This is a genomic window from Thioalkalivibrio sp. AKL8 (assembly GCF_000380525.1).
Taxonomy (GTDB): domain Bacteria; phylum Pseudomonadota; class Gammaproteobacteria; order Ectothiorhodospirales; family Ectothiorhodospiraceae; genus Thioalkalivibrio; species Thioalkalivibrio versutus.
Genome location: NZ_AQYF01000007.1, coordinates 78,403 through 95,783 on the forward strand (window position 1 = coordinate 78,403; position 17,381 = coordinate 95,783).

Here is a 17,381-nt window from a genome sequence, read left to right on the forward strand (position 1 = left end):
GGCCTGACCCTCCCGGACCCGACTGTCCATGGTGCTACCCGTTGTCGCCATCATCGGCGGCCTGATCCTGCTGACCTGGAGTGCCGACCGCTTCGTGTTCGGCGCCTCGGCCCTGGCCCGCGGCCTGGGCGTCAGCCCGCTGATCATCGGCCTGACCATCGTCGCCTTCGGGACCTCGGCACCGGAGATCGTGGTCTCGGTCCTCGCCAGCCTGCAGGGCAACCCGGGGCTGGCGGTGGGCAACGCGATCGGCTCGAACATCGCCAACATCGCGCTGGTGCTGGGGACCGCGACCCTGGTCGCGCCGCTGGCGATCGGGCGCGGCATGGTTCGGCGCGAACTGCCGATCCTCCTGCTGGTCAGCTTCGGCGTGCTGCTCCTGCTGGTGGATGGCGAACTGGGCCGGCTGGAGGGCATCGCGCTGCTGGCCGGTCTGGTCCTGTTCACTGCCTGGATGGCCATCAGCGCCCGGCGCGCACGCCCGGCCCCCCATGACGACACCCCCGAGGTGGTGCGCGGCATGGTCGAGACGATCCCAGAGGGCGACCGACTGGGGCCCGCGATCGCCTGGCTCGTGTTCGGGCTGCTGCTCCTGCTGGCGAGCAGCCAGGCCCTGGTCTGGGGGGCCGTCGAGATCGCCGAACAACTGGGGGTCAGCGACCTGGTCATCGGGCTGACCATTGTCGCGGTGGGAACCAGCCTGCCGGAACTGGCGACCTCGGTGGTCGCCGCCTTCCGCCGCGAGGCCGGGCTGGCGATCGGGAATGTAGTCGGGTCCAATCTGTTCAACCTGCTCGCGGTACTGGCCGTTCCGGCCCTGATCACGCCGCTGGCAATCGACGCCGATGTGCTGACGCGCGACTATCCGGTGATGCTGGCATTGACCGTGGCCCTGTTCCTGATCGCGCTGGGCCGCCGCGGACAGATCCGGCGCTGGCAGGGCGCCCTTCTCCTCATCGCCTTCGCAAGCTACCTTGTCTATTTGGGAATCACGGCAACCGCATGAACTTCAACCCCGAAACGACCCGCAAGCTCGCCCTGGCCGTCCTCAATGACGAGGCCGAGGCCGTACGCAACCTCGCCCGGCGCATCGACGACCGCTTCCTCGAGGCCTGCCGCTGCATCCTCGCGTGCAAGGGCCGCGTGATCGTCACCGGCATGGGCAAGTCCGGGCACATCGGCAGCAAGCTGGCCGCGACCCTGGCCTCCACCGGCACGCCGGCCTTCTTCGTGCATCCGGGCGAGGCCAGTCACGGCGATCTCGGCATGATCACCCGCGAGGACGTGGTCATCGCGCTGTCGAACTCCGGCGAGACCGACGAGATCATCACCATCCTGCCGCTGATCCGGCGCCTGGGCGTACCGCTGATCGCGATGACCGGCAACCCCGGCTCGCGCCTCGGCGCGGATGCCACCGTACACCTGGATGTCAGCGTCGAGCGCGAGGCGTGCCCGCTGGGCCTGGCTCCCACCTCCAGCACCACCGCCGCGCTGGCGATGGGCGATGCCCTGGCCGTCGCGGTGTTGGATGCACGCGGCTTTACCGCCAACGACTTTGCCCGCTCGCACCCCGGCGGCCGCCTTGGCCGGCGCCTGCTGGTGCATGTCGCCGACATCATGCATACCGGAGGCGCGATCCCGCGCATCACCCCGGACGCCCCACTCAAGGACGCCCTGTTCGAGATCACCCGCAAGGGTCTGGGGCTGGTGATCATCACCGACGGTGACGATCGCATCCAGGGCGTGTTCACCGATGGCGACCTGCGGCGCACCCTGGATGCCGGGCACAGCCTGGACGGCCTGACCATCGGCGAGGCCATGACCACCGGCGGCCACACCGCGCAGCCCGACTGGCTGGCGGTGGAGGCCCTGGAGGCCATGGAGAGCCGGCGCATCAACGCCCTGCCCGTCACCGACGCCGAAAACCGCCTGGTGGGCGTGATCAACATGCACGACCTGCTGCGCGCCGGGGTGGCGTGATGAACCTGGATGCCACCACTCTGCGCACCCACCAGCAGGCCGTTCGCCTGCTGATCCTGGACGTGGACGGCGTGCTGACCGACGGCAGCCTGTTCCTCGGCGACGGCGGCGAGCAGTACAAGGCCTTCAACAGCCGCGACGGCCACGGTATCCGTCTGGCCCTGGACGGCGGCATCGAGATCGCCATCCTGACCGGGCGCACCTCCGGGGTCGTCGAGCACCGCATGCGCGACCTGGGAGTGGAGCATCTGATCCAGGGCCGCCGCGACAAGGGCGAAGCCCTGCACGAACTGCTGCAGCGCACCGGTCACGACCCCGCCGAAGCGGCCTTCATGGGCGACGACATCGTGGATCTTCCAGCGATGCAGCGGGTCGGGCTCGGGATCGCGGTCGGCGACGCCCACCCGCTGGTGCGCCAGCATGCCCAGTGGGTGACCGAAGCCCATGGTGGGCGCGGGGCCGTGCGCGAGGCCTGCGAGGGCCTGCTGGCCGCGCAGGACCGGCTCGACGCGCTGTTCGAGACCTACCTGAACGGATGAGACGCAGGATTCGCAGCCGACTCGGATGGACCCTGGCCGTGCTCGCATTCGCGACCGTGCCCCTGGCGCAGGCTGAGGTAAGCCCGCCCGAGGGCGAGGTCACGCTGCAGATTGACGGCTTCACCCTGCATGCCACCGGCGACGACGGCGAACTGAGCCATCGTCTGCGCGGCACCCGCCTGCGCGAGTTTGGACGTGACGGCCCCCAATGGGTGGACGACCCGGACCTCGACCTGTTCGCCGAAGGCGGTATCGAATGGCGCTGGACTGCCCCCGCCGCACTGCATCAACCGGCCGCCGTGACCCTGGACCTGGTGGGCCCCACCCACGGCGTACAGCCGCCCCGCGGCGAACGCGTAGAGACCATCATCGATTCGCGGGATGTTCGCGTCGCCACCGACACCATGGTCGCCACTTCGGATGCCCTTTCCACCCTGAACCAGCCGGGCCTGTTCCAGCGCGGCACCGGTCTGCGCGTGGACTCGCGAGGGGATACCATAGAGTTGTTCCATGACGTGTACTCGCTCTACAGCGAGACGAGCGAGGAGGATCCCGCGCATGACCCCGAATCCCCATAGCCTTCGCCACCGTCCGGGCCAACCGGGTGCCCGCCTGGCGGCGCTCCTGCTGCTAGCCCTGCTGGCCACGCCCGCGCTCGCCCAGCAGGGCTCGGCGGGCCCGGCACTGCCGGTGGAGATCACTGCCGACCGCGCGGAGATGGACGAACGCCAGGGGCTGGGGACCTACACCGGCGACGTGATCGTAATCCGCGGCGACATGACCCTGGAGGCCGACAAGGTCTACGTGCGCACCCGCGATCGCCGCCCCTACGAAATGGAGGCCCACGGCGAGCCGGCACGCCTGGAATCACCCGATCCGGAAACCGGAGAGATGCGCATTGCCACCGCCCTGCGCATCGACTACCTGCTGAACGAGGACCGCATGATCCTCACCGACCAGGCCCATGTGATCACCACCAGCGAGGAGGCGCGCGGCAAGCGCATCACCTACGACCTGACGACCGACGTGATCGAGGCCGAACGCGGCGAAGGCGACAGCGAGCGCGTGCGCATCACCATCCAGCCGCGCGACGACGAATGAACGCCACCGCCCCCAGCCCATCCGCCACACCGGCACAAACCAACGACCGCCTGATCGGACGCGAGCTGACCAAGCGCTACGGCCAGCGCACGGTGCTGGACCAGGTGGACGTCGACCTCGCGCCCGGCGAGGTGGTCGGCCTGCTGGGCCCGAACGGGGCCGGCAAAACCACCTGCTTCTACAGCCTGGTCGGGCTGATCCGTCCCAATGCCGGGCGCATCACCCTGGGCGAGCGCGACATCACCCGCGCCCCCATCCACGTACGCGCGCGCGCCGGCCTCGGCTACCTGCCGCAGGAGGCCTCGATCTTTCGCCGCCTGAGCGTGTGGGACAACCTGCAGGCCGTGCTCGAGCTGCGCCCCGGGCTGGATCGCCACGAGCGCCGCCGCATTGGCGACGCCCTGATCGAGGAGTTTCAGCTCGAGACCGTGCGCCACAGCCCGGGCATCGCGCTGTCCGGTGGGGAGCGTCGCCGGGCCGAGATCGCCCGCGCCCTCGCCGGGGATCCGCAGTTCATCTGCCTGGACGAGCCCTTCGCCGGGGTGGATCCGATCTCGGTGGGCGACATCCAGGACGTGATTCGGCATCTCGCCCAGCGCGGCATCGGCGTACTGATCTCCGATCACAACGTGCGCGAGACCCTCGGCATCTGCCACAGGGCCTATATTCTGAGCGAGGGACGCCTGCTGGCCGCCGGTACACCGGACGAGCTGCTGGCCGATCCCCAGGTGCGCCGGGTCTATCTCGGCGAGAACTTCCGCCTGTGAAAGCGCCCCACATGCGGCCCGGTCGGTGCACAAACCACAAGGCAGGCTTTAAGATTCCACCAATGCCCACCCTCGCTCCGAATACGCGATGCTGAAACCCGGCCTGAATCTGCAGCTGGGTCAGACGCTGACCATGACCCCGCAACTGCAGCAGGCGATCCGCCTGTTGCAGCTGTCCACGCTCGAGCTCCAGGTGGAGATCCAGCAGGCGCTGGAGAGCAACCCCATGCTCGAACAGGTCGAGGACGAAGAGGCCGAGGCCGACACCGAGCGCCTGAACCAGGACGGCGAGCTGGTGGAAGGCGATCGCATGGAGGCCACCACCACCAGCGATGACGTGATCCCCGAGGAACTGACCACCGACAGCCGCTGGGACGACATCTACGAACCGGCCCCGACACCCAACAAGGGCGTGGATGACCGCGACCCGCTGGAAAACACCAGCGACGACGACGGCGAGGGCCTGCAGGATCACCTGCTGTGGCAGCTGCATCTGAGCCATCTGACACCGCGCGACCAGCGCATCGGGGCGGCCCTGATTGACGCCATCAGCCCCGACGGCTATCTCGAGGGTGACCTGGAAACCCTGGCCGAGACCATCAGCCGAGGCGAGGATGAAACCGTCGGCGTCGACGAGGTCGAGGCAGTGCTCCACTGGATTCAGCAGTGCGACCCGCTGGGGGTCGGCGCGCGCAACCTGCGGGAGTGCCTGGAGATCCAGCTACGCGAACTGGCCCCGGACGCCCCGGCCCGCGAGGCCGCACGGGCGATCCTGGAACACGGCATGGACAGCCTGGGCAAGCGCGACTACAAGGCCCTGCAGCGCCAGTCCGGCGTACGCGACCCGGACGAACTGGCCCGCGCACTGGATCTGATCCGCACCCTGAACCCGCGCCCCGGCGCACAGATCAGCTCCGCCACCTCGGAATACGTGGTCCCGGATGTCTACGTGCGCCACACCACCGAGGGCTGGCGCGTGGATCTAAACCCGGAGATCGCACCGCGCATCCGCATCAACGACCTCTACGCCGGCATGGTGCGCCAGGTCTCGGATGCCCGCGACAGCGCCTTTATGCGCGATCAGCTGCAGGAGGCACGCTGGTTCCTGAAGAGCCTGCACAGCCGCAACGACACCCTGCTGCGGGTCGCCGAGGCGATCGTCCACCGCCAGCAGGGCTTTCTCGAGCATGGCGACGTCGCGATGCAGCCATTGATCCTGCGCGACATTGCCGAGACCCTGGAGATGCACGAATCGACCATCTCGCGGGTTACCACGCAGAAATACATGCACACCCCGCGCGGGGTCTTCGAGTTCAAGTATTTCTTCTCCAGCCATGTCGGCACGAACGATGGCGGCGAGTGTTCCGCCACCGCCATCCGTGCCATGATTCGCGAATTGATTGGCGACGAACCCCCGAACAAGCCGCTCAGCGATGCCCGGCTCGCCCAGGTCCTGTCGGACCGGGGCATCAACGTAGCGCGCCGCACCGTGGCCAAGTACCGCGAGGCGATGCACATCCCTTCATCCAGCGAACGCCGGCAGATGGCCTCGATGCCCACCGGCAGCAAGTAACCAAGGAGTCCTGACCATGCAGATCAACCTGACCGGCCACCACGTGGACATCACCGACGCCCTGCGCGACTACGTCAACGAGAAATTCGCGAAGCTGGAGCGCCACTTCGACAAGGTCATCGACGTCCACGTCGTGCTGACCCACGAGAAGACCCGGAATCAGCACAACCAGGCCGAAGCGAATCTCCAGGTCAGCGGCAATCACATCCACGCCGAGGCCTCTCACGAGGACATGTATGCCGCAATCGACGCGCTGATCGACAAAGTCGACCGTCAGCTGATCAAGCACAAGGAAAAGGTCAAGGACCACCACCGCGCCGAAGGTGCCCAGCGCAACCGCGAGCAGGCCTCCTGATCCATGACGATTGCCGAGTTGATCACCTCCGAGCGCATTGGCCTGCAACCCGAGTGCTCCAGCCAGAAACGGGCCCTGGAGGCCCTGGCGGACCTCCTCGCCGGCGGAGGTGACGGCACGGGACCAGGAAGCAATGCGATCTTCGAGGCCCTGTCCGCACGCGAAAAACTCGGATCCACCGGTCTCGGCCATGGGGTTGCGATTCCCCATGGCCGCCTGGCCGATCTCGAGGCGCCGCGCGTGGCCGTGCTGCGCCTGGAAAAGGGCGTCGACTTCGACGCCATGGATCACGAGCCGGTCGATATCCTGATCGCACTGCTGGTCCCGGAGGCCGCCACCGGCGACCACCTCGACCTGCTGGCCCAACTCGCCCGCGGCCTGTCGCAGCCAGACACCATCGGAGCGCTGCGCCGGGCCGGGGATGCGACGGCCCTGGAACAGGAACTCGTGCGCCGCTTCAGCGAGGACTAAGCCCGTGGAACCCGCCTCCAGCCGCGATTCCGGCGCGCAGCGTCTGCCATGAACGAGGCGCTGGGAGAAGGCGGGATCGCCCGCGACATCAACGTGGAGAGCCTGATCCAGGCCATGGGAAACCGCCTGGATCTTCGCTTCGTGCACGGCGAACATGCAGCACCCGACCGCAAGCTGGTCGGCGACGACGGGGACGACCTGCCGCTGGCCGGCCATCTCAACCTGATCCGGCCCAACCGCATCCAGATCATCGGCGACTTCGAGGCCCGCTACATCTCCAGCCTCAGCGCCACCCAGTGCAACGACCTGATCCTGGAGATGGCCCGCACCGGGACCACCGCGGTGATCTTCGCCGAGGACACCTGTCCGTTCTCGGAGATGCCCGACGCCCCGCAGGAGGCGCTGCCGCTGATCCTGTGCTCCAGCACCAGCAGTCACGAGATCATCTCGCTGCTGCGCTATTTCCTGCAGCAGCGCCTGGCCCATTTCGAGGTGCGCCACGGCGTGTTCATGGAGATCCTCGGGATCGGGGTGCTGATCAGCGGCGCCTCCAGCGTCGGCAAGAGCGAGGTCGCACTGGAACTGATCTCGCGCGGGCATCGCCTGATCGCCGACGATGCCCCGGAGTTCGCGCGCATTGCGCCCGACATCGTCCGCGGCCACTGCCCGGCCCTGCTCCAGGACCTGCTCGAGGTGCGCGGTCTTGGGGTACTCAACATCCGCGCCATGTATGGCGATTCCGCGATCAAGGGCGGCAAGTACCTGCGCCTGATCATCGACCTGCGCGATCATGGCGAACCCTCGCCGGTCCCCGATGACCGGCTGAACGGGCGCCGCGGCGAGATCGATATCCTCGGCCTGCGCGTCCCCTTGATCAGCCTGCCGATCGCGCCGGGGCGCAACATCGCGGTGATGATCGAGGCGGCCGTGCGCAACCACATGCTGCACATGCAGGGCTATATCGCTGGCGACGACCTGCGCGCACGCCAGCGCCGCCAGATGAGCGGCGAGACGGAGGAGCCGCCCTACCATCGCGCGGTGCCCGCCACTACGGTCCCCAACCCGGACCCGGAGGGCTGAATCGGCCATGCGCCTGCTAATCGTCAGTGGCCTGTCCGGGTCCGGCAAGACCGTGGCCCTGCACACCCTGGAGGATGCCGGCTACTTCTGCGTCGACAACCTCCCGCTGCCGCTGCTGCCGGACCTGATCGATCAGGTCCGGCAGGGCCACTACGACACCGAGACCGACCGCCATCTGGCCGTGGGCGTGGATGTGCGCAGCGGCCTGGAGGCCCTGGAGGGGTTCTCCGATCTCCTGGCGCAACTACGGGCGGACGGGGTGCAGGTGGAGGTCCTGTTCCTGCAGGCGGCCAGCGAGGTGCTGCTGCGGCGCTACCACCTGACCCGCCGGCGCCACCCGCTGGCGCGCGACGGCGTGCCACTGGTCGAGGCCATCGACCGCGAACGCGAGTGGCTGGGCCATGTGGCCGCGGAGGCCGACCTGACGGTCGACACCTCGCGCCTGTCGATGCACGATCTGGCCCGCACCCTGCGCGACCGCATCGGCGAGCGCGGGGAACACGAACTATCCCTGCAGTTCCAGTCTTTCGGCTTCAAACACGGCGCGCCGCTGGATTCCGACTTCGTGTTCGACGTGCGCTGCTTGCCCAATCCGCACTACGAAAGCGATCTGGCCGCCCTGACCGGTCGCGACCCGCCCGTGTGCGAGTTCCTTGAGCGGCACGCGGAGGTCGCGGCCATGTTCGACAGCATCCAGGGCTTCTTGTCGCAGTGGCTGCCGCGCCTGCTGGACGATCACCGCAGCTACATAACCGTCTCCATCGGTTGTACCGGCGGGCAACACCGCTCGGTGTATCTGGTGGAGCGGCTTGCGGAGGCGTGGCAGGATCGGGAACATGTTACTGTTAGCACCCGTCACCGCGAGCTGGGGAAACAGTAACCACTGGACGCGGGACGAGGGCCTTCTGGAACCCGCAATCGGAGCAGATCCATGGGCGTTGGTCTCATTCTGATCACGCATCAAAACCTGGGCGATACCCTGCTGCAGACCGCGCAGAGCATGCTCGGGGGCCTGCCCGAGGACTGCGAGTCCATGGCGATGTCCCAGAACGACGACCCCGACGAGGTCCTGGCCCGCGCCCGCGAGCGCCTGGCGACCCTCGACAGCGGCTCGGGGGTGCTCGTTCTGACCGACATGTTTGGCTCCACGCCTTCCAACGTGGCGATTCGTGTCGCCCGGGGTGCAAATGCCCGCGTGATCGCCGGCGCCAACCTGCCGATGCTCATCCGCGTGCTCAACTATCAACACCTCCCCCTGACCGAACTGGTCAACAAGGCCCTTTCGGGCGGCCATGACGGGATTCTCCTCTGCGATCAGGAGTGCAGCGATGCCGCAGCGCGTAGTCCCCATCGTTAATCGCCTGGGGATGCACGCGCGCGCCGCGGCCAAGTTCGTCAGCCTGGCCAGCAAGTTCGCCGCGGACGTCTCCGTCTCCCGCAACCAGCAGGAGGTGAATGGCAAGAGCATCATGGGCGTGATGATGCTGGCCGCCGCCCAGGGCAGCGAGATCACCATTGAGGCCGAAGGCAAGGATGCGCCGGAGGCGCTGGATGCACTCGCAGAGTTGGTCGCCGATCGTTTCGGCGAAGAGGCCTGAACCTCCGAGTCCCGCCCGCACCGGTCAACAACCACCATCCCCCTGCGGGGGCTATCCGGGCCACGCTCCCGGCTCGGAGCCCGCGTTACCCAGCCCGTCCAGGCCGACCTGCTCGAGCTTGCGCTCCGCCAGGCGCACAGCGACCGTCAGGGCCTGCTCCGGGGGCTCCCCGGAGACCAGCGCGTGGATCAACCCGGCATTGAAGGTATCCCCCGCCCCCACGCTGTCGACCACCCGCAGTCCGGGCGTCGCTTCACAATGGTGGATCACGCCCCGCGCGGCCATCCAGGCCCCTTCGGCCCCGGCGGTCACGGTCAGGATGCGATCAGGAAAGCGCTCGGAAAGCTGCTGCAGCGCAGCCTCGGGAGTGCCCGCCACGCTCGCGGCCCAGTCGCGCGAGAGCATCAGGACATCGGCATGGTCCAGGCATGCGTCGAGCTCCGGCCGGGGCTTCTCCAGCTCCAGCGACACCGGCTGGTCAAAGATGCTCTCGCGCACCGCGCGCAGGATGGACGCAAGGGCCTCCGGGTTACGCCCCTCGAAGTGCAGCCAGTCATATTCCGGCCAGGGTACGCCCACGAGATCCTCCACCCCGAGTTCGGGCAGGTCGCGGTGATGAACGATGGTGCGACTTCCCGTCGCCCTGGAGCGAAGAATATGGGAGGTCGGCGTCGCTCCGGGCCGGCGTACGCAGTGACGAACATCCAGTCCGTGGCCCTCCAGGGACTCGCTCAAGGCATCCCCGGCCGCACCCTCGGCGATGACCGCGGACAGGCCCGGGCGGTGGCCGAACTGCGCCAGGATCGTTGCCGTGTTGGTCGCGTTGCCTCCGGGCTGGGTGGTGCTGGCGAGCGCCCGGACCTCGTCGTCCTCGGCCGGGAAGGCTGCAACATCGAGGGTGTGGTCGAGCGTGACAATGCCAGTCGCGAGGATACGTGCCATACGGGCTCCCGTGATGAAGGAGAGCCATTCTGGCGGGTCGCGCCCATTACGTCATCTCGCACATTCGTCATCCGCGGATGCTCCTGCGACAATACCCCCTCTATCTCAGGAGGCCCCGACCGGTATGGCCACGTTCCCTTCTCCCGAATCCGCCGAAGCCGCCTTTTACGCGGCCTTTCAGGCAGGCGATGCACAAGGCATGCGCGAAATCTGGCACGACAGTGCGGAGTGCGTCTGCATCCACCCAGGTGGCGAGCGCCTGCAGGGAACGGACATCATCCTGGAAAGCTGGGACGACATCCTGCCGGGGATGCGCGGGGTGATCGTACACCGGACCCAGGTGACGGCCATCCCGGGCGAAGACCTCGTCCTCCACGTATTGCGCGAAAACCTGTATGTCCAGGGTGAACGCCGCGGCGTCATGCTGGCGACCAATGGCTACCGGCATGATGGGGAAAGCTGGCGCATGGTGCTCCACCACGCCAGCCCGGACCCGGAACCCGCACCGGAATGGTCCACCGGGGGCATGCACTGATGGCGACGGATGCCGATGGCTGCGTCGAGGCGTATTACGCCGCCTTTCGCACCGCCGATATCGAACAGATGATGCGCCTCTGGGGCGAGCGTCCCGACATCGTCTGCATCCACCCGGGCAGCCCGCGCGCCCACCGGGGCGTGGCGGAGGTGATGGAGAGCTGGCTACTGGTCTTCGCGCGTGAACTGAATATCGGGATCGAACCGAAGATCGTGGGGCGCCACGAGACCGGGGAGATCATCAGCCTGGTCATCGAGGAGGCGATCACGCGACCGGGCGACGTCGCGCCCACCGGGACGATCCTGATCAGCCAGACCTGGCGCTGGCTGGACACGGGCTGGCGCCTGCTGTTTCACCACGCCTCGCACGGGCGCCGCTCACCGCCATCGCAGGACGGCATGTTCGTCCCCGATGGCGGCGGCAACACCCGCCACTGACGAGCAGTGGGATCGACCACGAAGCGCATGAACGCACGAAGAAGGTCCAAAGCGAGTGCACCACGGAGCACCTAGAGAAGGGCGTTCGGGGCAGGTGTGTTCCGAGGCAAAAGGATCCGCGAACGGTATGGATGCGTGTCGTGAAGCGCCTGAACAACCGGAAACTGCCTCGCTGTGCTCCGCCGTCCTCGGGGGGTTCAAAAAATCACGTGACCACCGCCACCAGGCGTCCGGCAGATCGATGGAGCCCAGGACCTTCCACTGCCCGTTGACCCCATTAGAATCACGCATGGGGCCGCAACCGGCCACTGTGGATGACTCGCGCCCTTGCTTGGTGTCTTCGTGCGCTTAATGGTTACCAACTAGCCTTCGGAGCGCGGCTGGCAAAGATCCGGGCGCTGCACCTGCAGGGCCGCGCATACGCCCTTGACCGCGTCGCGCACCCGCCGCCCCTTGCCCTCCAGCGTAAGGTCCGCGACCTCCTGATAGAGCGGATCGCGGACCACGAACAACTCCTGAAGGCGGGCCTTCGGGTCCGCCGCCTCCGCGATCAGCGGGCGCTTGCGGTTACGACGGGTACGCCGGAACTGCTCCTCCACCGGCACTCGCAGGTAGATCACGAACTGGTCGCGCAGGAGCTCGCGGTTTTCCGGGCGTTCGACGATCCCGCCCCCGGTGGCAATCACCGCCCCCTCCTGTTCAAGAAGCGACCCCAGCATCGCCGTCTCGCGCTTGCGAAAACCGCCCTCGCCCTCGAACTCGAAGATGGTCGGGATATCGACACCGGTACGCCGTTGGATCTCCTGATCGGTATCGAAGAACGGCCGACGCAGCAGCCCCGCGAGGCCGCGCCCGATTGTGCTCTTGCCGGCCCCCATCGGGCCTACCAGTACGATGTTCTGCATGGGCGCCAAGGCTACTGGCTGGGCCACCCAAAGAAAAGCCGGGGACAGGCCCCGGCTTTCGAGATCGAACCCATCGGGGGCAAGCCCCGACGCTACACCTTGCGCTCAGTCGAGTACGCGCGGCGTCACGAAGATCAACAATTCCGCTTTGGAATTCTCCGTGGAGCGGTTGCGGAACAGGTTTCCGAGGAACGGGATATCCCCGAAGAACGGCACCTTCTCGAGGTTGGTGCGGCTGTCGATCTCGTACACACCGCCCAGGACCACGGTCTCGCCGTTGCCGACGAAGACCTGGGTCTCCACCTCGCGCTTGTTGATCCCCGGCACCCCAAGGATCACACGCTGGCTGGGCTCGTCCTTTGTCACCTTGATGTCGAGGATCACGTTGCCGTTCGGCGTGATCTGCGGCGTCACTTCCGTCGACAGTACGGCCTCGATGAACTGGGTCGAAGTCGCGCCGGATGCAGTGGCTTCCTGGAACGGGATTTCTTCACCTTGCTTGATCGTCGCCGTCTGGCCATTGGCCGTGATCACACGCGGGCTGGAGATGATCTCGCCGCGGCCTTCAACCTGCAGCGCGGACAGTTCCAGGTCGAGCAACACGCCACTGCGCAGGATGCTCAGCCCCGCCTGCCCGGCATTGCCACCGGCCGGCAGCGAGCTATTCAGGCGGTCTCCGATAGCGATGCCACCAATGCCCCCCGTGGTGGCATCCCGAGCCGCATCCGCGCCCTCGATAGACCCGGCACCACCAACCCGGGTTCGGCGGTCACCCCGCGTCCCGGAGATCCCAAAACGGGCGCCCAGCTCACGGTTGAAGGTATCCTCCGCGATCACGATGCGGGTCTCGATCAGGACCTGTTGCACCGGGACGTCCAGTGTGGAGACCAGGCGACGGACGTCCTCGATCCGGCTCTGGGTATCCTGCACCAGGAGGGTGTTGGTGCGCGTGTCGATGGTGATGCTGCCACGCTCCGAGAGGAATTCGCCGCCATCACCGCCGCGAATCAGGGACGCGATCTGCTCGGCCTGGGCGAAATTGATCTGCACGAACTCCGTGCGCAGGGGCTCCAGCTCCTGTCGATCGCGCTGAGCCTCCATCTCCAGGCGTTCACGCGCCGCGATCTCTTCGCTGGGGGCGACGTACAGGACATTGCCGTCCATTCGCTTGTCGAGCCCGCGGGCACGCAGGATGATATCCAGCGCCTGGTCCCAGGGGACGTTGTTCAGGCGCAGGGTGATGTTGCCCCCCACCGTGTCACTGACCACGATGTTCAGATCGGTGAAATCCGCCAGCAACTGCAGAACGGAGCGCACCTCGATGTCCTGGAAATTCAGGGACAGGCGCTCGCCGGCGTACTCCTCTTCCTCGCGGGCGCGGGCCTGGCGTTCGGCCTCGGAAATCGGGGCGACCTCGAGGACGAACTGGCGATCACTCTGGTAGGAAATGATCTCGTACTCGCCGCGCGCCTCGATCTCCATGCGTACACGATTGCGCTCGGCGACGGTGTCGATGGTATGCACCGGGGTGGCGAAATCGACCACGTCGAGGCGACGTTCCAGCGACTCGTCGACCATGGCGCGCGGGAAGGTCATCTCGATGCGGCCGGCCTGCTCGCGAACGTTGATCTCGGCACCAGAGCGGGAGAGATCCACCTCGACGCGACCTTCGCCCTCGCTGCCCCGCCGGAAATCGATACCCGTGATCTCCATGGGTCGGGCGCTGCGGGTCGTGGCGGCGGGTTCACCCGCACGATCCACGACCTGCTGGGTGCGTGCATCCGCCTCGGAAACCCCGCGGCCCAGCGTAAGGATGAGATTATTGCCCTCGACTCGAGTCTGGTACTCGGAGGCCTGAGTCAGGTTCAGCACCACGCGGGTGCGGTTGCCCGCCTCGACCGTGCTCGCCCGCAGCACCGGGCCCACATTCAGGTCCGTCTCGCGCCGCGGCAATGCATTGCCGACATTGGGCAGATCCAACGCGATGCGCGGCGGTGAATCAATCGCAAAGGCGCGAATATCGGAGGGCGGCGTCTCCGAGAAACGCAGGTTCACCTGCACCCGGTCACCGCTCAGACTGCCGGCCCGGATCTCTTCCAGTTCGGTGGCAGCCACCCCCTGGGACACCATGAACAGCAGGCCCGCAACGACCGTGCCTGCGAAAGCGCGCATGGAAGAACCCATGTTGAATCCCCTGTTGGTTGTGCCGACCTTGCGGCGAATGCTCGTCATCATCTTCTTCTCCCCCCCAACCGCTAGTCGGTCAGCGCCACCGAGTTTTCACGTTCCACGTGACCGCCGAAGGCATCCGGCACGATCTCGACCAGCCGGATCTGGGTCGGCGTGATCTCGATGATCTCCCCGTGGTTCTGGCCCATATAGTTGCCCGCAGTGACGCGCTGAACCCCTCGATCCGGGGTCCGGACCAGGGCGTAGCGCACGCCATGCTGCTCCAGCGACCCGACCATCCGCAGCGAATCCAGCGGAAAGCCCTCGAGGAACTCGCGCGGGCGGTCAGGATCAATCTCGGCGTCTCCTGGCTGCCCCTCGGCCGCGGCGAGCTCCGGCTGGGCGATTACCGACGAGTCGAAAGGCGACCGGGCATGCCCCGGATAGAGATAGGGCTCGTGCGGCTCCAGGGTGGGGATCGGCTCGATCCCGCTCCCCGGGCGCTCCTTGACCTCGGCGATGTACTGCTCGAGGTCACGGTTGTCCTGAGTACAGCCCGACAGCAGGATCCCGCCCATCAGGACCATGGCCAGTCCGGGCCATACCGCTCGCATGGAAGAATGCCTCATCAGTTCTCCTCCAGGTAGCGATAGGTGCGGGCGACCGCATCCATCAGCAGGTCGTTGTCGGAATCGCCCGGGCGGATATGCATGTTGTGCATGGTGACCACGCGCGGCAGGGCCGAGACACCGCTGACGAACTCCGCGAGATCCTCGTAATCGCCCCGGACGCGCAAACGGATCGGAACCTCGGCGTAGAAGTCGCGCCGGTTCTCGCCACGCGGCTCGAACAGCTCGATCTCGAGACCCGCCTGCAACCCTGTCTGCGAGACATCGACCAGCAGGCTGGGGATCTCGGCACTACTGGGCAGCAGCTCGAGCAGCGAGGCGAACATGCGCTCCATCTCCTCCAGCTGGTCCTCGTAGGCCTGGAGGTTGGCAGCCCGCTGCTGCTTGTCCTCGAACTCGCCGCGCAGCTGCAGTTCGCGGCTCTCCGCGCGCTCGAGCTCTGTCCGCTGATCGCCGATGAAGAGGTAATAGGACAGGCCGAGGATGGCCAGGACAATCACGACCAGGATCAGGCCCTTCACGCCCCAGGAGGCTTCCCCGATGTTGTTGAAATCGACCTGCTTGAGTTCATTGAGATCCATCAGGAATCCCCCTCTGCGGCATCCGGCCGGGTCTGTGTGGCATCCAGTCGGAAGTCACGCACCTGGAGGCGACCCTCCTCGCGGGTCTCGATAATCTGCAGATTGGAACTGCCCAGCCAGGGCGACCCATCGATCCGGCGCATCAACGCGGAGATCCGGGTGTTGGACTCGGAGCGCCCGACCAGGCGCACATTCTCGCCTTCCTGGCGGACCTCGTTGAGGTAGGTACCATCGGGCAGGGTCTCGACCAGCTGATCGAAGAGATGCACGGCCTCGGGCCGCTGCGCCTGCAGGGTCTGGATGACTTCCATTCGGGCAATAAGGGCCTCGCGCTGTTCGTCGAGATCGCGGATCCGGGCGATCTGACGATCCAGTTCGCGGATCTCGCTTTCCAGCATCTGGTTGCGCGACTGCTGGTGGTCGATCAACGCGCCGATAAAACTATAGCCAACGAAGGCAAGAAGGACGCCGACCACCGCGGCGCCACCAACCGCGGCGAAGAACTGCTTGCGCCGCTGTTCGCGTGCCTTCTCGCGCCAGGGAAGGAGGTTGATATAAATCATGACGCATACCCCCGCACGGCCAGGCCACAGGCCGTCATCAGCGCCGGGGCATCATTGGCAAAACGTTCCTGGTTGACCCTTTTGGCCAACGCCATCCCGCGGAACGGGTTCGCGATCGATACCGGCGTGCCGGCGGCCTCCTCGAGCAGTTCGTCCACGCCCGGGATGGCCGCACAGCCGCCACCCAGGAGGATGTGATCGATGGTGTCCTGCGGGCGGGTCACGTAGAAGTACTGCAGCAGCCGCTGGATCTGGTCGACCATGGTCTGCTTGAAGGGCTCGAGGATGGAGCTTGCGTAGTCGGTCGGCAGGTCGCCACTCATCTTGGCGGAACCGGCCTCCTGATAGTTCATGCTGTAGCGCCGCATGATTTCCTCGGTGAGCATGCGGCCGCCGAAATTCTGCTCGCGGGTGTAAACCACGCCCTCGTCCTGACTGACGACATACACGGCAGTCACCGAAGAACCGACATCCACGACCGCCACGATCGGCTTGCTCTCGCGGTCGGGGACCTGCTCCATCAAGCGCTCGGCGGTATGCTCGATCGCGTATGCCTCGACGTCGATCAGCTCGGGGGTCAACTTGGCCGCCTCGGCAATGGCCACGCGCGAGTCCACGTTCTCGCGGCGCGAAGCGACCACGAGGACATCGACCATCTCGGGGTTCTTCTCGTTCTTGCCGAGGACCTGGAAATCCAGGTTGACCTCTTCAAGCGTGTAGGGGATGTACTGATCCGCCTCCACGAAGACCTGGCCCTCGAGTTCCGCATCGCCCAGCGCGGCCGACATCTGGATGGTCTTGGTGATCACGGCGGAGGACGGCACAGCCATCGCGCAGTGCTTGAGGCGGGTGCCGGAGCGCTTGACCGCCCGGGCGAGGGCATTACCCACGGCCTCGGTGTCCTGACAGACCTTGTCGACCATCACCCCATCGGGCAGCGGTTCGACCGCGAAGGCCTCGACCCGATAGCCCTTACCCTGTCGCGTCAGCTCCAGCACCTTGACGGCTGCCGAGCTGATATCCACGCCCAGGACCCCTTGTTTGGATTTTCCGAGACTCAGCACACATCCCCCTGTATACCCCGACGAAAGTAACTGGTAGCGTTACAATCACGTATGCTAGCTGGTTCACAATATACACCGCGACTTCAGGGTTG

Annotated in this window: 22 protein-coding genes; 15 read left to right on the plus strand and 7 right to left on the minus strand. The window is 66.5% G+C overall.

The features are described 5' to 3' along the window. The first annotated feature begins 28 nt into the window (after positions 1-28). The 13 genes from G335_RS0106060 to G335_RS0106120 all read left to right on the plus strand — a co-directional run bounded on the left by G335_RS0106060 (position 29) and on the right by G335_RS0106120 (position 9,464). Entirely contained in the window at positions 29-1,006 is a 978-nt protein-coding gene (locus G335_RS0106060) for a calcium/sodium antiporter (RefSeq protein WP_018168271.1), read from the plus strand. After that, a complete protein-coding gene (locus G335_RS0106065) occupies positions 1,003-1,980 on the plus strand; it encodes a KpsF/GutQ family sugar-phosphate isomerase (protein WP_018168272.1) in 978 nt (325 codons plus the stop codon). The genes G335_RS0106060 and G335_RS0106065 overlap by 4 nt, the downstream gene beginning before the upstream one ends. Then, the gene (locus G335_RS0106070; protein WP_018168273.1) at positions 1,980-2,519 is read left to right on the plus strand and encodes an HAD family hydrolase; all 540 of its coding nucleotides are present in this window, start codon (positions 1,980-1,982) and stop codon (positions 2,517-2,519) included. The genes G335_RS0106065 and G335_RS0106070 overlap by 1 nt, the downstream gene beginning before the upstream one ends. After that, positions 2,516-3,097, plus strand: a complete 582-nt coding sequence (lptC, locus tag G335_RS0106075; protein ID WP_255349371.1) for an LPS export ABC transporter periplasmic protein LptC — start codon at positions 2,516-2,518, stop codon at positions 3,095-3,097. The genes G335_RS0106070 and lptC overlap by 4 nt, the downstream gene beginning before the upstream one ends. Then, entirely contained in the window at positions 3,078-3,620 is a 543-nt protein-coding gene (gene lptA / locus G335_RS0106080) for a lipopolysaccharide transport periplasmic protein LptA (protein ID WP_018176181.1), read from the plus strand. Before lptC ends, lptA begins: the two co-directional genes overlap by 20 nt. Further along, positions 3,617-4,387, plus strand: coding sequence for an LPS export ABC transporter ATP-binding protein (gene lptB / locus G335_RS0106085; protein ID WP_018176182.1), 771 nt, complete (start codon positions 3,617-3,619; stop codon positions 4,385-4,387). Before lptA ends, lptB begins: the two co-directional genes overlap by 4 nt. An 88-nt stretch (positions 4,388-4,475) precedes the next feature. Further along, a complete protein-coding gene (locus G335_RS0106090; protein WP_018176183.1) occupies positions 4,476-5,960 on the plus strand; it encodes an RNA polymerase factor sigma-54 in 1,485 nt (494 codons plus the stop codon). Between the two features lie 16 nt (positions 5,961-5,976). Then, complete coding sequence (hpf, locus tag G335_RS0106095) at positions 5,977-6,315, plus strand: ribosome hibernation-promoting factor, HPF/YfiA family (RefSeq protein ID WP_018144530.1); 339 nt, start codon at positions 5,977-5,979, stop codon at positions 6,313-6,315. A 3-nt stretch (positions 6,316-6,318) separates the two neighbouring features. Next, positions 6,319-6,786, plus strand: a complete 468-nt coding sequence (locus tag G335_RS0106100; protein ID WP_018176184.1) for a PTS sugar transporter subunit IIA — start codon at positions 6,319-6,321, stop codon at positions 6,784-6,786. A 48-nt stretch (positions 6,787-6,834) separates the two neighbouring features. Further along, positions 6,835-7,866 (plus strand): HPr(Ser) kinase/phosphatase, encoded by a 1,032-nt coding sequence (gene hprK / locus G335_RS0106105; protein WP_018144532.1) that lies wholly within the window; start codon positions 6,835-6,837, stop codon positions 7,864-7,866. A gap of 7 nt (positions 7,867-7,873) precedes the next feature. Continuing rightward, positions 7,874-8,746 carry an RNase adapter RapZ gene (rapZ, locus tag G335_RS0106110; RefSeq protein WP_018168279.1) on the plus strand — a complete coding sequence of 291 codons (873 nt, stop codon included), beginning with the start codon at positions 7,874-7,876 and terminating at the stop codon, positions 8,744-8,746. 51 nt (positions 8,747-8,797) lie between these two features. Beyond that, positions 8,798-9,223 (plus strand): PTS sugar transporter subunit IIA, encoded by a 426-nt coding sequence (locus G335_RS0106115; protein WP_018168280.1) that lies wholly within the window; start codon positions 8,798-8,800, stop codon positions 9,221-9,223. Then, positions 9,195-9,464: an HPr family phosphocarrier protein gene (locus G335_RS0106120; protein WP_018144535.1), complete on the plus strand. Its 270-nt coding sequence runs from the start codon at positions 9,195-9,197 to the stop codon at positions 9,462-9,464. The genes G335_RS0106115 and G335_RS0106120 overlap by 29 nt, the downstream gene beginning before the upstream one ends. A gap of 51 nt (positions 9,465-9,515) precedes the next feature. Here the strand turns inward: G335_RS0106120 and G335_RS0106125 are convergent, their stop codons facing one another. Further along, entirely contained in the window at positions 9,516-10,406 is an 891-nt protein-coding gene (locus G335_RS0106125; protein ID WP_018176185.1) for a PfkB family carbohydrate kinase, read from the minus strand. Positions 10,407-10,530: 124 nt separating this feature from the next. Here G335_RS0106125 and G335_RS0106130 point away from each other — a divergent pair, with 124 nt between their 5' ends. Both G335_RS0106130 and G335_RS0106135 read left to right on the plus strand, forming a co-directional pair. Further along, entirely contained in the window at positions 10,531-10,941 is a 411-nt protein-coding gene (locus G335_RS0106130) for a nuclear transport factor 2 family protein (RefSeq protein WP_018176186.1), read from the plus strand. Beyond that, the gene (locus tag G335_RS0106135) at positions 10,917-11,378 is read left to right on the plus strand and encodes a nuclear transport factor 2 family protein (protein WP_026304772.1); all 462 of its coding nucleotides are present in this window, start codon (positions 10,917-10,919) and stop codon (positions 11,376-11,378) included. The genes G335_RS0106130 and G335_RS0106135 overlap by 25 nt, the downstream gene beginning before the upstream one ends. 362 nt (positions 11,379-11,740) lie before the next feature. On the opposite strand, the gene G335_RS0106140 is transcribed toward G335_RS0106135, so the two are convergent. The 6 genes from G335_RS0106140 to G335_RS0106165 form a co-directional block, all read right to left on the minus strand. Then, positions 11,741-12,283, minus strand: a complete 543-nt coding sequence (locus tag G335_RS0106140; protein ID WP_018168284.1) for a shikimate kinase — start codon at positions 12,281-12,283, stop codon at positions 11,741-11,743. A gap of 105 nt (positions 12,284-12,388) precedes the next feature. After that, on the minus strand, positions 12,389-14,518 hold the full coding sequence (gene pilQ, locus G335_RS0106145) for a type IV pilus secretin PilQ (protein WP_018144540.1): 2,130 nt from the start codon (positions 14,516-14,518) through the stop codon (positions 12,389-12,391). A gap of 20 nt (positions 14,519-14,538) precedes the next feature. Continuing rightward, positions 14,539-15,081, minus strand: a complete 543-nt coding sequence (locus tag G335_RS0106150) for a pilus assembly protein PilP (protein ID WP_038031938.1) — start codon at positions 15,079-15,081, stop codon at positions 14,539-14,541. Next, positions 15,081-15,662, minus strand: a complete 582-nt coding sequence (locus G335_RS0106155; RefSeq protein ID WP_018144542.1) for a type 4a pilus biogenesis protein PilO — start codon at positions 15,660-15,662, stop codon at positions 15,081-15,083. Before G335_RS0106155 ends, G335_RS0106150 begins: the two co-directional genes overlap by 1 nt. Then, positions 15,662-16,225: a PilN domain-containing protein gene (locus G335_RS0106160; RefSeq protein WP_018144543.1), complete on the minus strand. Its 564-nt coding sequence runs from the start codon at positions 16,223-16,225 to the stop codon at positions 15,662-15,664. The genes G335_RS0106155 and G335_RS0106160 overlap by 1 nt, the downstream gene beginning before the upstream one ends. Further along, positions 16,222-17,289, minus strand: coding sequence for a pilus assembly protein PilM (locus G335_RS0106165; protein WP_038084249.1), 1,068 nt, complete (start codon positions 17,287-17,289; stop codon positions 16,222-16,224). The genes G335_RS0106160 and G335_RS0106165 overlap by 4 nt, the downstream gene beginning before the upstream one ends. Between the last annotated feature and the right edge of the window lie 92 nt (positions 17,290-17,381).